The following is a 14,227-nucleotide window of genomic DNA, read 5'->3' as shown; positions in this document are numbered from 1 at the left end:
TATCTGCATAGCTGTTTCAGAATAGTGACAAAAAATTCATATTCGTCCGTTGAATGCAAAATAGGCAGCTAAAGTTGTAACAATAATTAACGAGTAAAATACTCGAAATAAACAACAGGTGGAGAAAATATATGCAGCGCAACATGTTGTTTATTTTAATGTCCGCGACTTAGGTTTGCGCAGAAAACAACCGCTGATATTTTTAGCCTCGCTTATGGTATACTCCGGCGCCTTAAGATTTGACATCGCACTTTTTCATTGAAACATAACGAGGAAAATAAATGAGTACGCCTGACTTTTCCACTGCTGAGAATAACCAGGAACTGGCCAACGAAGTCACCTGCCTGAAAGCCATGTTAACGCTGATGCTGCAGGCAATGGGCCAAGCCGATGCAGGGCGCGTGATTCTTAAAATGGAAAAACAGATCGCGCTGATTGAAGATCAATCACAGGCTGCGGTATTTTCCAGCACTGTTAAGCAAATTAAACAGGCCTACCGCCAGTAATAAGAACCCGGCTGACAGCGATGCTCTCAGCCGGGTTTGCGTCTGACACTCAGAACGATAATTTACTCAGATCAGCCCGGTTGCCGCGGCATAACAGGCGATCTGCGTTTTGTTGGGTGCATTAAATTTCTTTTGCATATTTTTCTGGTGAAAGTTAACGGTATTTTCAGAAATTGACAGAATTATCGCTATCTCTGAAGAGGTTTTCCCCTCTGCCGTCCATTTCAATATCTCTTTTTCCCGCTTGCTAAAGCGCATCTCTGGCGCCATGACCATGTCATCTTGCAGCCGCGTCAGTACCGACAAGCTTTCCCGCACCAGCAGTTGCATCCTGAGCTCTACCTCATCGTTTGCAAAGCGACTATTACGGACACTCGCACGCGATACCGATAAAAAACCCAACGCCCGATTAGGCAACATTAAGCATTGCGTCATCCCTTTACGTAAACCGTGATTGCGCGCGGCATCCCACAGGGGCTGTGCATCGCGAAATAAGGTATCGTTCCAGGGTAAATGCCCCTGACTGAAGTTTTCAGGCTTCAGCACCGGATCAATAGCGAAATAATTCTCGGACTGATAATGCGCCACCCATGCTTTGGGATAGGTCGTGTGAAGCGACGTTTTAGGTCGGGTAAAAGGTACGGGATGACGAACACAGAGCGCGTAAAAATCGAACTCTAAATGCTGCGTCTGTTGTTGTAATTCATTATAGACATCCTCTGCCGTCGCCATTTCCTGAAAGCGTAACAGCATACTCCGTCGCCAGGTGAAGAAATCATGCCCCTGCATACTAAGTGGTAATACCCCTGAGATTGATAATCATCCAAACATATGAAACAAGCTAACACATAAATGTATTTTATATATGCAAATTATCGGACAAATGGTCAATTACTTGAGCATTACTCACCGACGGCAGGAAGTAACAGTATTGGGAGTTAATAATAAAGCAATAATTATAAATAGTTATGCGAACAGCACTCGCCAAAAAACAATTTCGACGAGTGCTGCATGCACTATTTATTGCATCAGAAACTTTTCAAGAAACTGACGGGTTCGCGGCTGCTGCGGATGCGTGAATAAGGATTTAGCTGGCCCCTGCTCCACTATCCGTCCTTGATCCATAAATATCGCCCGATCGGCAACGTCGCGTGCAAAGCTCATTTCATGCGTCACAATCACCATGGTGCGTTTTTCCTGCGCCAGTTGGCGGATGGTATTAAGTACCTCACCAACCAGTTCAGGATCAAGCGCGGAGGTCGGTTCATCAAAAAGAATAACCTCAGGTCGCATCGCCAATGCCCGGGCAATAGCCACGCGCTGCTGCTGCCCGCCGGACAAACGCCGCGGATAGCTAGTTTCTTTACCGGCCAACCCGACTTTCGCCAGCAGTTCGCGCGCACGGGCTGTCGCTTCGGCTTTCGGTTCGCCTTTAACAATCACCGGACCTTCAATAATGTTTTCCAGCACCGTGCGATGCGGGAACAAATTAAAGTTCTGGAACACAAAGCCCACGTGCTGGCGCAACTGACGAATCAGACCTTTCTGCTGAGTTAACGAACGCGCGGTATCAATGGTAATCTCACCCACCTTAATGGTGCCCGCCTCCGGTTGCTCCAGCAAATTAATGCTGCGCAGCAGCGTAGTTTTGCCCGAACCGCTCGGCCCGATAATCGCCACAACTTCACCGGGTTTGACGTCAAGATCGATCCCATGCAGCACCGTTTGCCCATGGAATTTTTTGACCAGGTTTCTGACTTCGATAGCACTCATTTCGGCTCTCTCTCCTGGCGATTCAGTTGCTCTTCAAAATAGTTTTGCAGTGCAGAAAGCACCGTCGCCATCACCCAATAAATCAACGAGGCTGCCAGATACATCGTGAATACCTCCAGCGTACGCGAGGTAATCAACTGCGCCTGACGGAACAGTTCCGGTACCTGAATAGTCGCGGCCAGAGAGGTGTCTTTCACCAGGCTGATAAAGCTGTTACTCAGCGGTGGGAGCGCAACCCGCGCAGCCTGCGGCAGGATTGCCCGGCGCATGGTTTGCCACCGCGTCATACCAATACTGGCACCCGCTTCCCACTGCCCTTTGTCGATGGAGGAGATTGCCGCACGCAGCGTTTCCGCAGCGTAGGCCGCCGTATTAAGCGACAAGCCAATCATCGCCGCCGGAATAGGATCAAGCTCAATACCAAACTGCGGCAGACCGTAATAGATCATGAACAGCTGGGCAATCAACGGCGTTCCGCGAAAGATAGAGATATAAAAGCGCGCCAGCCAGCGCACAGGCAGCAGCGGCGACAGACGCATCAGCGCCAGGATAAAACCCAGCACGAGACCAAAGAACATCCCACCGATACTCAGTTGCAGCGTAAAAACTGCGCCCTTGAGCAGATACGGCAGAGAATCAATCACCAGTTGGATACTTTCATGCATTAGCGTTTTTCTACCTGGTCGTTACACGTGAGGATGGTAGGCAAACAGCGCAGGCGCCCCACCAGTATGAATAAAGAGAATTGGCCCTTCATCCTTGAAGCGTTTCTGGCTGATGCCATCAATCAGACCCGCCATCGCCTTGCCGGTATACACCGGATCCAACAAAATGCCTTCCAGACGCGCCAGCAGTTTTACCGCCTCCATGCCCTCTTCGTTTGGCGTACCGTATCCCGGCGCATAATAATCGTCCCATAACAGGATTTCCGCTGAGGCCGTCAGTTCCAGCTCCCGGGCAATATCCTGCTGCAGTGCAACAACTTTGGGCTTTTGATCCGCCACGCTGCGTGAGACGGTCACGCCGATGAGTTCGACGTCTGGCATCAATTGTTCCAGGCCCACGGCCAGTCCGGCATGCGTTCCCGCACTGCCCGAGGCCACCACTACGGAAGAGAGCGAAACGGCCCCTTCACACTGTTGGGCAATTTCCAGCGCACTTTCCACATAGCCCAGCGCACCCAGTGCATTGGAACCCCCAACCGGGATCACATACGGGCGGAACCCTTGCGCTTCAATCCGCGTCGCCAGCTCCTGCAGCTGTGCATTCGGATCGGTCAGCGCATCGCACATTTCAATCTGCGTATTAAACAGGTCCAACAGCAGACGGTTGCCATTGGTGAGATAGTTTTCGGCAGTGGTGCCTATCGGATTTTCCAACAGCGCCACGCAGTGCAGGCCAAGCTTAGCGGCGACCGCCGCCGTCTGGCGAACGTGGTTAGACTGAATCGCACCCGCGGTTATCAGCGTATCCGCGCCTTCACGCAGCGCGTCTGCGGCCAGAAACTCCAGCTTACGCAGCTTATTGCCGCCCATAGCCATCGGCGTGACGTCATCGCGTTTAATGAAAATATCACGCCCGAGATAATCTGAGAGGCGCGGAAGATATTCGAGTGGCGTTGGCGCGCCAATAAATTCCAGACGTGGAAAGCGCGTTAAATTATGCAGCGGCATACAGCCTCCGGTATTCGTTGTTGTGATGTTCTTTTATTATGCACGTTCAGGCGCAATGAAATAAAAAAAGGCGCTGTTAAAGGCGCCTTTTTTCATCAGATGACGATTATTTCGTCACATCTGCTCCAAACCATTTTTCAGACAGGGCTTTCAGCGAACCGTCTTTCTGCATTTCAGCAATGGCTGCATCCACCGCTTTCAGCAGATCTTCATTGCCTTTACGCAGCGCCACGCCGGACTCCTGGCGGGAGAATGCTTCACCGGTAACGGCCAGCGTATCCTTGGTTTTTTTCACCAGATCCAGCGCGGCCAGACGGTCAACCAGGATGGCGTCGATACGACCTACACGCAGATCCTGATATTTGGTCGGGTCATCATCATAGGTACGAATATCCACGCCCTGCACGTTCTGGCGCAGCCACTCTTCATAGTTGGTTCCCAGACCCACGCCGACTTTTTTACCTTTCAGATCGGCAGCAGTCTTAATAACGCCTTCATTGCCTTTCTTCACCAGCGCCTGGATACCAGAGACCGTATACGGGGTAGAAAAATCGTATTTTTTCTTACGATCATCAGAGATAGTCACCTGGTTGATGACCACGTCAATGCGTTTGGAATCAAGAGAAGCCAGCATACCGTCCCATTTGGTCGGCTTCAGCGTGGCTTTCACTCCGAGATGCTTGGCCAGTTCCTCGGCAAACTCCACTTCGAAACCGGTCAGCTTGCCGTCATCGCCCTGAAAACTAAACGGGGGATAGGTCCCTTCCAGGCCCACCAGCAGCGTGCCGCGCTCTTTAACTTTATTTAACAGACCTTCATCTGCATAAGTCTTCACGCTCATTCCGGCGACAAGTGCAACAGCCATTACACCCATCAGAGCCTGACGTCCCAGAAGTGCTAATTTCATAGTTACCCCGAATATTGTCATTAGTGACTATCATTTATGACTACAGTGTAAAGCGTTTGCCGTGATCCACAAACACGACTCTGTTACACCTTATTCGTTTTTAATATATATCAGAACTGGCTGTCCAGGAGGATTTCTGCATATGTCCCATATGCGTATGGGCTTTAAACTGCTCATACTTACGCAAGGCGATGCGGTAATTGTTGGTGCTGGTTTCCGGTAGCCACGGGGCAAGGTTTTCGTCGAGAAACCCTTCCTGCAGCAGATCGTGAGAGATATTTTGTTCGGTCAGATGATTCCCGAGGCGACGCAGGCGCACAACGTATTCGCGTACCGTGCCGTGACTCATTTCGGTCTGCTCGAATAAAAATTGCTTGAAGCCGATAATGTCAAAAAAGTCGCTCTGCTCTTTGCAGTGCAAATCACCACAAAAACGACACAGCGCCACCCACTCTTTTTTCTCCTGTTCCCACTCTGCTTCATTCAGCAACGTGTCCAGTCGGGCGATGGCGATTTTATTCACAATTTGCCCGCGGCGAACCAGCGTGATCCTGTCGAGCAGCTTAAAGCAATGGGCGCAATGCGTCTGGCTGTGTTTGAAATCTTTGAGGTAGCGGCTTAGAGGCCGTCTTTTTGATTGCTGCACCGTCATGAGAACTCCTGGTAGTCAATTCGTAATGCGGCATTGTTCAGGGGTAATGATGTACCCCTATAGCTTACCCAGCTTGGTGCGTAGACGTTTGATGGCCTGACTGTGCAACTGGCTAACCCGTGACTCCCCCACTTCCAGTACCGCGCCAATCTCTTTCAGATTCAGCTCTTCCTGGTAGTACAGCGTTAACACCAGCTTTTCGCGTTCCGGCAACGCTTCGATCGCGTCCATCACGCGCTGGCGGAGGTTACCCTCAAGTAGCTGCTGTAACGGGTTTTCCTGCTGATGTTCTTCTGTCACCAGCTCAATACTATCGCCATGCTCTTCCCGCCACTCGTCGTAGGAGAAGAGTTGGCTATTATTGGTATCAAGCAACATCTGACGATACTCTTGCACAGGAATAGCCAGACGCTCCGCCACTTCGGTTTCCGTCGCGTTACGCCCTAATTCCTGCTCCAGTTGCCCCATCGCCTGTGCCACTTCGCGAGCATTGCGCCGAACGCTACGCGGCACCCAATCCCGGCTACGTAGTTCGTCCAGCATCGCTCCACGAATACGCTGCACTGCGTAAGTGGTAAATGCCGTTCCTTGCAAAGCGTCATATCGGTCGACTGCATTCAATAACCCGATGCCGCCCGCTTGTAGCAGGTCATCCAGTTCTACGCTCGCCGGCAAACGCACCTGAAGGCGCAATGCTTCGTGACGCACCAACGGTACATAACGCTGCCACAGCGAGTGTTTATCCATTACACCTTCAGCGGTATACAGTGAATTCACGATAAACAGCCCTGCGTTAAATGAGTTATCGGCATGATTATCCGTTTCTGCAGGGGTTTTAATCGGGTGAATAGTGGGTGAAATGAGGGGTTATTTGGGGGTTACGGGTAAAGCTGAATGTAAAAAACCCCGCCAGAGCGGGGTTTGCGCGATAAGTGTAAATTAACGCAGCAGAGACAGGACGTTCTGCGTGGTCTGGTTAGCCTGTGCCAGAACAGAGGTACCTGCCTGTTGCAGGATCTGAGCACGAGACATGTTAGACACTTCGGTCGCGTAGTCAGCATCTTCGATACGGCTACGTGCAGAAGACAGGTTGTTTACTGTGTTGCCCAGGTTAGTAATGGTAGAATCGAAACGGTTCTGCACCGCACCCAGGTCAGAACGCAGGGCATCAACCTGTGCCAGCGCTTTATCCAGAGCTTTCAGAGGGTCGGTAGTTTTATCAGTTGCTGTTTGAGCTTCAGCAGTAATTTTACCATTAGCATCTTTGTATGCAGCTTTGCCAGAACCATTGGTGATAGCACCATCAGCCTGAACAAAGTAAGTCGCCTCGTTGCTATCAACCAAAGCGCCTTTATCATTTTTAAAAATATCAGCACCCGTACCGGCTGCTACACCAGCTTTTACTACGCCAGTAGCAGAGACGTTGTATCCAGTACCAGCATCAGTGGTAAAGTCTTTACCATTAAGTGCGCTGGCCATCGATTCAGCACTCATCTGAGCTTTATCTACATCGATTTTACCTGCAGTACCACCTGCTAATTTAAGCACAGTGTCAGTACCATCGATCTTAATACTTGAAGCTTTAGCTGCTGCACCACCATTGGTCTGTAAGCCAGCTAAAGTTGCGGCTGCTGGAGCTGGGGTACCTAAGTTGTTTTTAGTCAGGTTACCAGTTGAATCCAGGAACAAAGTAGCATTATCGTCAGCCGCAGTAATAGTGCCGTCTTTTGCTATCAGAACATCTTGTGAAGTTGTGCCAATAGTTACAGTTGCTTTTGTAACGTCGCCAGTTTTGGGATTCAAGTGACCCAATACGTCAGCAGCATCTACGCCCGTCGCATCGAACTCATAAGATTTGCTGGTTCCATTGTAGGTATAATCAACACTTGCCGCTGCACCTAAACCATTATCAATGGTCGCGGTTACTTTTTTACCTGCTGTCACACCAGAAAGGACATCTGCCGCAGATGCCGCAGCATAGCCAGCATCACCTTTATAAGTTTTGCCACCATCTGTTGTCTTAAACCCAGCAGATGTCAAATCGTTAACTTTAGCCAGTGTATTAGCAACGCCACCCTTACCATTGACATTGAAACCGTCCAAGCCCAACGTAGAAGAAGTAATTTCTTTCAGGTCGATGGTGATGGTTTCGCCGTCGTTCGCGCCAACCTGAATTTTCATGGAGCTGTCGGACGCCAGTACTTTCACGCCGTTAAACTGAGTCTGACCGGAAACACGGTCAATTTCGCTCAGACGCTGGGTAATTTCGTTCTGGATGGAGTCCAGGTCAGACTGGGAGTTAGTACCGTTGGTTGCCTGAACGGACAGTTCACGCACACGCTGCAGGTTGTTGTTGATTTCGGACAGTGCACCTTCAGTGGTCTGCGCGATGGAGATACCGTCGTTGGCGTTACGGGAAGCCTGGGTCAGGCCTTTAACGTTGGCAGTGAAACGGTTTGCAATCGCCTGACCAGCAGCATCGTCTTTGGCGCTGTTGATACGCAGGCCAGAAGACAGACGCTCGATAGCGGAGCTCAGGGAAGACTGAGATTTGTTCAGATTGTTCTGGGTCAACAGCGACAGGCTGTTTGTATTGATGACTTGTGCCATGATCTTTTCCTTATCAATTACAACTTGATGTTATTGGGCTGTTGCCCACGGTTTCTCACCGTAACCCATGTATCGGCACCTTAATTTCGAACTTTAGAAAATTTTTACTTTCCGCCCTCTTTTTTCTTAGCCCCAGAAATACCCGCAATATGCCCCACTATTCTGCGCATTATTTTTGCAAAACTATCATTAAACTTTGCGCGCAGATTGCCGATAACCCGCTTAACTACTGTTTGCAATCAAAAGGAATTAGGCATGGCTTCATTTACATCTCTCGGCGTCGGTTCAAACCTGCCGCTGGATACCTTGCTAAACAATCTGACCATCGCTGAAAAAAAACGCTTAAACCCGATCACGCAGCAGCAAAGCGACAATACAGCGCGTCTGACAGCGTACGGCACATTAAAGAGCGCACTGGAAAAATTCCAGACGGCAAACACTGCGTTGAATAAAGCTGACATATTCAAAAGCACGACCGTTACCAGCAGTAATGAAGACCTGAAAGTCACCACCGAAGCGGGGGCGGCACCGGGTATCTATACAATTAGCGTCACCCAACTGGCACAAGCGCAATCTTTAAGAACTAACTCAACGACAACAATTGCATCAACAAAAGACGCGCTGGGTGATACTTCAGCAGAAACACGCACCATAAAAATTACGCAGGATGGCCGTAAAGAGCCGCTGGAAATTAAGCTTAATAAAGATCAGACCTCACTGGATGAGATCAGCAAAGCGATAAACGATGCTGATAGCGGAATTTCAGCCAGTATCGTCAAAGTCAAAGACGGCGACTATCAATTGGTACTGACCGCCAGTGAAGGCGAAGCCAATAAAATGACTATCTCCGTTGAGGGAGACAGCAAACTCAATGATCTTTTGGCTTATGACAGCAAAAGCGGTACCGGGAATATGAAGGAACAGGTTAACGCACAGAATGCGCTGTTAACCGTGAACGGTATCGATATTGAACGCTCCAGTAATAAAATTACCGATGCCCCTCAGGGTGTGGTGCTTGATCTGACCAAAAAAGTCACTGACGTTCGCGTTACGGTGACAAAGAATAACGACAAAGCAACCGAAGCCATTAAAGGTTGGGTGGATTCATATAACTCCCTTATTGATACCTTTAACACGCTGACCAAATATAAAGAAGTTGATCCGGGTGCTGAAGCGCAAGACAAAAATAACGGAGCGCTGCTTGGTGACAGCGTTGTTCGTACCATCCAAAGTGGAATTCGTGCACAATTTGCCAACGGTGCCAGTGATGGCGCTTTTAAGACATTAAATGAAATTGGTATTAAGCAGGACGGCGCAACCGGCAAGCTGAAAATTGACGATGATAAGCTGAAAAAAGTCCTGAACGAAAATACAGCATCCGTGCGTGAATTGCTGGTCGGCGATGGCAAAGAAACCGGTATTACCACCAAAATTGCCACCGAAGTAAAAAGCTATTTAGCAGATGACGGTATTATCGACAGCGCGCAAGACAGCATTAACTCAACGCTGAAAAAACTGACCAAACAGTATCTGTCGGTCAGCGCCAGCATTGATGACACTGTAGCGCGTTACACGGCACAGTTTACGCAGTTAGACACCATGATGAGCAAGCTCAACAACACCAGTACTTATCTGAGTCAGCAATTTACGGCGATGAATAAATCCTGATAACACGAGGTAAGCATGTATACCGCGAGCGGTACCAAAGCCTATGCACAGGTCGGCATAGAGAGTGGCGTAATGAGCGCCAATCCACATCAGCTGATTGAAATGTTGTTTGATGGTGCGAACAGCGCCCTGGTGCGCGCTCGCCTGTTTATGCAACAGGGTGATATCGTCGCCAAAGGTGAGGCGTTAAGTAAAGCCATTAATATTATCGACAATGGCCTGAAGGCAGGACTTGATCAAGAGAATGGCGGCGAAATCGCCACCAGTCTGTCTTCACTGTACGACTATATGATTCGCCGTTTACTGCAAGCTAACTTGCGTAATGATTGTCAGGCCATTGAAGAAGTCGAAGGGTTACTCGGCAACATTGCAGATGCCTGGAAACAGATCTCACCGAAAGCATCTTCCCAGGAGTCTCGTTAATGACCTCAGCCGTGGAGTTTATCAACCGTTGGCAGCGCATCGCGCTGCTCAGTCACTCACTGCTGGAACTAGCGCAGCGCGGTGAATGGGACCTTTTACTGGAACAGGAAGTTACCTATCTGCAAAGTATTGAAGTGGTCATGGAAGAGCAAACTCCACCAGGCATTACGCGAAGTATTCAGGATTTAGTGGCCGGGTACATTAAACAGACGCTGGATAACGAACAACTGCTCAAAACATTGTTGCAGCAGCGTCTGGATGAACTCAGCAATCTCATCGGTCAGTCGACGCGCCAAAAGACGCTAAATAACGCTTATGGCCGTCTTTCCGGCATGCTGTTAGTTCCCGACGCCCCCACTGCCCCACAATAATTTCCCGTCTCGTCTGAATAATCTTCCATACTCCAGAGGTCGGCCAAACGACTTCTGGAGCACGGAAGATGAAAAATCCCACGTTATTGCAGTATTTTCACTGGTATTACCCCGAGGGCGGTCAACTCTGGACCGAACTTGCCGAACGCGCAGGTGGACTCAATGACATCGGCATCAATATGGTGTGGTTACCTCCCGCTTATAAAGGCGCATCCGGCGGCTATTCCGTTGGCTACGACTCCTACGATCTGTTTGATCTGGGCGAATTCGACCAAAAGGGAACCATCGCTACCAAATATGGCGATAAAAACCAGCTGCTGGCGGCGATAGACGCGCTAAAACACAATGATATTGCCGTACTGCTCGACGTGGTGGTTAACCACAAAATGGGTGCAGATGAGAAAGAGAATATTCGTGTCCAGCGGGTTAACGCCGAGGATCGCACGCAAATAGACGATGAGATCGTCGAATGCGAAGGCTGGACGCGCTACACCTTCCCTGCCCGCGCAGGCCAGTACTCGCAATTCATTTGGGACTTTAAATGCTTCAGCGGTATTGACCATATCGAAAATCCAACCGAAGACGGCATTTTTAAAATCGTGAACGACTACACCGGCGAAGGCTGGAACGATCAGGTTGATGATGAGTTGGGTAATTTTGATTATCTGATGGGCGAAAACATCGATTTTCGCAATCACGCGGTCACCGAAGAGATCAAATACTGGGCGCGTTGGGTGATGGAGCAAACCCAGTGTGACGGCTTTCGGTTAGATGCCGTGAAACATATTCCGGCATGGTTTTATAAAGAGTGGATTGAGCATGTGCAGGAAGTCGCCCCCAAGCCGCTGTTTATCGTCGCGGAATACTGGTCGCATGAAGTCGACAAGCTGCAAACCTACATTAATCAGGTGGAGGGGAAAACCATGCTATTCGACGCCCCTTTGCAGATGAAATTCCACGAGGCCTCTCGTCAGGGACGCGATTACGACATGAGTCAGATTTTCACCGACACCCTGGTGGAAGCCGATCCGTTTCATGCCGTCACCCTGGTGGCCAATCACGACACTCAGCCCTTGCAGGCGCTGGAAGCCCCTGTCGAACCGTGGTTTAAGCCGCTGGCCTATGCGCTGATCCTGTTGCGCGAAAACGGCGTACCGTCAGTGTTTTATCCTGACCTCTACGGGGCGCATTACGAAGACACCGGCGGCGATGGCGAAACCTATCCTATCGACATGCCGATCATTGAACAGCTTGATGAACTGATCCTCGCGCGCCAGCGCTTCGCGCACGGGGTACAGACGCTCTTTTTCGATCACCCTAACTGTATCGCTTTTAGCCGCAGCGGAACGGACGAGGATCCCGGCTGTGTGGTTGTTTTGTCTAACGGCGATGACGGGGAAAAGACCATCAATCTCGGTGCGAATTACGGGAATAAAACCTGGCGCGACTATCTGGGAAATCGCGAAGAAAGCGTGGTCACCGATGAGAACGGTGAAGCGACGTTTTATTGTAACGGCGGTAGCGTCAGCGTGTGGGTGATTGAAGACGTGTTATAAAGCTCAACCCCGGTGGCCGTTGGCTACCGGGGCGTATAGCTTATGGCAATGGCGTTGCCAGCGGCGTTTTCTTTAACGCGTCAGCACATTCCTGCGTCGGGCGGTCGACCCGCTGCAGCGTCATACCATCATATTCCAGCGTATTGCCTTCACGCTCAATCTCATACAGCTCACGTTTCACCGTCACGTTGGTGAGATCGCCAGAGATCATCGTCAGTTTCCCCGGCAGCGCGATCACTCGCTGCCACTGGCGACAATCCAGCGTGTCGCCCTCTTTTGTTACCACCAGGCTGGCAATCGCTTCCGGGCTCACCAGACTGCGTTGCGGACCTTTTGACTGCCAGTATCCTTCCAGACCGGCTGGCGCTGGCGTTTTCACCACGTCGTTATAATTTTCTACTTCGGCGCATCCGGTAAGCGCCAGAAATACAGCAACGATTGCTAATTTTTTCATCATTCATCCTGCATGCGAAGAAAATGGGATTGTGGCATTAAAGGCCTGATGTCGCCAGCCTTTCGGCAGGGTTGAGAAAGATTGATCCAGACGGTGTTACCTCTTATTACTCATAGTCAAAAATTCTGATCGGTGTAGTATCCACACTTCTTGTTACATACCTTCTGAGTTCAGAGGCACAACGCATGTCATGGCAACACTTCAAACAGGCCTGGTTAATTAAATTTTGGGCCCCCGCCCCTGCGGTCATCGCAGCGGGTATTCTCTCTACCTACTATTTCGGCATTACGGGAACCTTCTGGGCCGTTACCGGCGAATTCACTCGCTGGGGTGGTCAAATCCTGCAACTGTTTGGCGTTCACGCCGAAGAATGGGGATACTACAAGCTGATCCATCTCGAAGGCTCACCCCTGACCCGCATTGACGGCATGATGATCCTCGGTATGTTCGGTGGCTGTTTTGCTGCCGCGCTGTGGGCAAACAACGTCAAATTACGCATGCCGCGCAGTCGGGTGCGCATTATGCAGGCGATAGTCGGCGGAATGATTGCCGGATTCGGTGCCCGGCTGGCAATGGGCTGTAACCTGGCCGCATTCTTCACCGGTATTCCACAGTTCTCGCTACACGCCTGGTTTTTCGCCCTGGCAACGGCTATTGGCTCATGGTTTGGCGCACGCTTTACCCTGCTGCCGATGTTTCGTATTCCGGTCAAAATGCAGAAAGTCTCCGCTGCTTCTCCGTTAACGCAAAAGCCGGATCAGGCCCGTCGCCGTTTCCGCCTCGGCATGCTGGTGTTTATCGCCATGATCGGCTGGGCGCTCCTCACTGCGATGGATAAGCCCAAACTTGGTTTGGCCATGCTGTTTGGCGTCGGGTTCGGGCTGCTGATTGAACGGGCGCAAATCTGCTTCACCTCCGCCTTCCGCGACCTGTGGATTTCCGGTCGCTCCCATATGGCGAAAGCGATCATCTTCGGGATGGCGGTCAGCGCCATTGGTATCTTTAGCTACGTGCAACTGGGCGTCGAGCCTAAAATCATGTGGGCAGGTCCGAATGCGGTGATCGGCGGCTTGCTGTTCGGCTTCGGCATTGTTCTGGCGGGCGGGTGTGAAACGGGCTGGATGTACCGCGCCGTTGAAGGCCAGGTGCATTACTGGTGGGTGGGTCTGGGCAACGTTATTGGCTCGACCATTCTGGCCTACTACTGGGATGATTTTGCTCCTGCGCTTGCCACCAATTGGGATAAAGTGAATCTGCTCAACACCTTCGGCTCGCTCGGTGGCCTGCTGGTAACCTATCTGCTGTTATTTATCGCGCTGATGCTCATCATCGGCTGGGAAAAACGCTTCTTCCGTCGCGCTGGGCTGACGCCTGCCAAGGAGTCTGTATGAAAAATATCGTGCCTGATTATCGCCTCGATATGGTCGGCGAGCCGTGTCCGTACCCGGCTGTCGCCACACTGGAAGCGATGCCGCAATTGAAGAAAGGTGAGATTCTGGAAGTGGTGAGCGATTGCCCGCAGTCAATCAACAATATTCCACTGGATGCGCGTAATCACGGCTATACGGTGCTGGATATTCAGCAGGATGGTCCAACGATTCGTTATTTAATTCAGAAGTAATGCGATTCTCCCG

General features: G+C 50.5%; 17 protein-coding genes. 8 read left to right on the top strand and 9 right to left on the bottom strand.

Annotated elements, in window-relative coordinates:
- Nucleotides 1-118 precede the first annotated feature (118 nt).
- The gene (locus tag OGV65_RS25515; protein WP_422651153.1) at nucleotides 119-262 is read left to right on the top strand and encodes a hypothetical protein; all 144 of its coding nucleotides are present in this window, start codon (nucleotides 119-121) and stop codon (nucleotides 260-262) included.
- Between the two features lie 19 nt (nucleotides 263-281).
- Nucleotides 282-506, top strand: coding sequence for a DUF2594 family protein (locus OGV65_RS15930; protein WP_016153474.1), 225 nt, complete (start codon nucleotides 282-284; stop codon nucleotides 504-506).
- Nucleotides 507-572: 66 nt separating this feature from the next.
- Here OGV65_RS15930 and sdiA read toward each other — a convergent pair whose 3' ends face one another.
- The 8 genes from sdiA to OGV65_RS15890 form a co-directional block, all read right to left on the bottom strand.
- Nucleotides 573-1,295, bottom strand: coding sequence for a quorum-sensing transcriptional regulator SdiA (gene sdiA / locus OGV65_RS15925; protein ID WP_016156833.1), 723 nt, complete (start codon nucleotides 1,293-1,295; stop codon nucleotides 573-575).
- Between the two features lie 231 nt (nucleotides 1,296-1,526).
- Nucleotides 1,527-2,279 carry an L-cystine ABC transporter ATP-binding protein TcyN gene (gene tcyN / locus OGV65_RS15920; protein ID WP_003030477.1) on the bottom strand — a complete coding sequence of 251 codons (753 nt, stop codon included), beginning with the start codon at nucleotides 2,277-2,279 and terminating at the stop codon, nucleotides 1,527-1,529.
- A complete protein-coding gene (gene tcyL / locus OGV65_RS15915; protein WP_003030474.1) occupies nucleotides 2,276-2,944 on the bottom strand; it encodes a cystine ABC transporter permease in 669 nt (222 codons plus the stop codon). The genes tcyN and tcyL overlap by 4 nt, the downstream gene beginning before the upstream one ends.
- Before the next feature lie 21 nt (nucleotides 2,945-2,965).
- Nucleotides 2,966-3,952: a D-cysteine desulfhydrase gene (gene dcyD, locus OGV65_RS15910; RefSeq protein ID WP_104651509.1), complete on the bottom strand. Its 987-nt coding sequence runs from the start codon at nucleotides 3,950-3,952 to the stop codon at nucleotides 2,966-2,968.
- Between the two features lie 106 nt (nucleotides 3,953-4,058).
- Nucleotides 4,059-4,859, bottom strand: a complete 801-nt coding sequence (gene tcyJ / locus OGV65_RS15905; RefSeq protein ID WP_016156835.1) for a cystine ABC transporter substrate-binding protein — start codon at nucleotides 4,857-4,859, stop codon at nucleotides 4,059-4,061.
- 100 nt (nucleotides 4,860-4,959) lie between these two features.
- A complete protein-coding gene (gene fliZ / locus OGV65_RS15900; RefSeq protein ID WP_016153478.1) occupies nucleotides 4,960-5,511 on the bottom strand; it encodes a flagella biosynthesis regulatory protein FliZ in 552 nt (183 codons plus the stop codon).
- A gap of 57 nt (nucleotides 5,512-5,568) precedes the next feature.
- Nucleotides 5,569-6,288, bottom strand: coding sequence for an RNA polymerase sigma factor FliA (gene fliA / locus OGV65_RS15895; RefSeq protein WP_016153479.1), 720 nt, complete (start codon nucleotides 6,286-6,288; stop codon nucleotides 5,569-5,571).
- A gap of 162 nt (nucleotides 6,289-6,450) precedes the next feature.
- Nucleotides 6,451-8,121 carry a FliC/FljB family flagellin gene (locus OGV65_RS15890; RefSeq protein ID WP_286455149.1) on the bottom strand — a complete coding sequence of 557 codons (1,671 nt, stop codon included), beginning with the start codon at nucleotides 8,119-8,121 and terminating at the stop codon, nucleotides 6,451-6,453.
- A gap of 255 nt (nucleotides 8,122-8,376) precedes the next feature.
- On the opposite strand from OGV65_RS15890, the gene fliD reads away from it, so the two are divergent.
- The 4 genes from fliD to amyA all read left to right on the top strand — a co-directional run bounded on the left by fliD (nucleotide 8,377) and on the right by amyA (nucleotide 12,139).
- A complete protein-coding gene (gene fliD, locus OGV65_RS15885; protein ID WP_094761581.1) occupies nucleotides 8,377-9,789 on the top strand; it encodes a flagellar filament capping protein FliD in 1,413 nt (470 codons plus the stop codon).
- 15 nt (nucleotides 9,790-9,804) lie between these two features.
- Nucleotides 9,805-10,212 carry a flagellar export chaperone FliS gene (gene fliS / locus OGV65_RS15880; protein WP_047357997.1) on the top strand — a complete coding sequence of 136 codons (408 nt, stop codon included), beginning with the start codon at nucleotides 9,805-9,807 and terminating at the stop codon, nucleotides 10,210-10,212.
- A complete protein-coding gene (gene fliT, locus OGV65_RS15875; protein ID WP_003030458.1) occupies nucleotides 10,212-10,583 on the top strand; it encodes a flagella biosynthesis regulatory protein FliT in 372 nt (123 codons plus the stop codon). The genes fliS and fliT overlap by 1 nt, the downstream gene beginning before the upstream one ends.
- A gap of 68 nt (nucleotides 10,584-10,651) precedes the next feature.
- Nucleotides 10,652-12,139 (top strand): alpha-amylase, encoded by a 1,488-nt coding sequence (gene amyA, locus OGV65_RS15870; RefSeq protein ID WP_049282101.1) that lies wholly within the window; start codon nucleotides 10,652-10,654, stop codon nucleotides 12,137-12,139.
- A gap of 40 nt (nucleotides 12,140-12,179) precedes the next feature.
- Here amyA and yedD read toward each other — a convergent pair whose 3' ends face one another.
- Nucleotides 12,180-12,593, bottom strand: coding sequence for a lipoprotein YedD (gene yedD, locus OGV65_RS15865; protein WP_016153484.1), 414 nt, complete (start codon nucleotides 12,591-12,593; stop codon nucleotides 12,180-12,182).
- Between the two features lie 128 nt (nucleotides 12,594-12,721).
- Here yedD and yedE point away from each other — a divergent pair, with 128 nt between their 5' ends.
- Both yedE and yedF read left to right on the top strand, forming a co-directional pair.
- Nucleotides 12,722-13,984 carry a selenium metabolism membrane protein YedE/FdhT gene (yedE, locus tag OGV65_RS15860; RefSeq protein WP_353655134.1) on the top strand — a complete coding sequence of 421 codons (1,263 nt, stop codon included), beginning with the start codon at nucleotides 12,722-12,724 and terminating at the stop codon, nucleotides 13,982-13,984.
- Nucleotides 13,981-14,214 carry a sulfurtransferase-like selenium metabolism protein YedF gene (gene yedF, locus OGV65_RS15855; protein WP_000790504.1) on the top strand — a complete coding sequence of 78 codons (234 nt, stop codon included), beginning with the start codon at nucleotides 13,981-13,983 and terminating at the stop codon, nucleotides 14,212-14,214. Before yedE ends, yedF begins: the two co-directional genes overlap by 4 nt.
- The last annotated feature ends 13 nt before the right edge of the window (nucleotides 14,215-14,227 follow it).

The organism is Citrobacter sp. Cb004 (assembly GCF_030337065.1).
In the GTDB taxonomy this organism is placed as follows: Bacteria; Pseudomonadota; Gammaproteobacteria; order Enterobacterales; family Enterobacteriaceae; genus Citrobacter; species Citrobacter braakii.
Note: the sequence above shows the minus strand (reverse complement) of the source record. Positions and strands in the feature narration are given on the sequence as shown.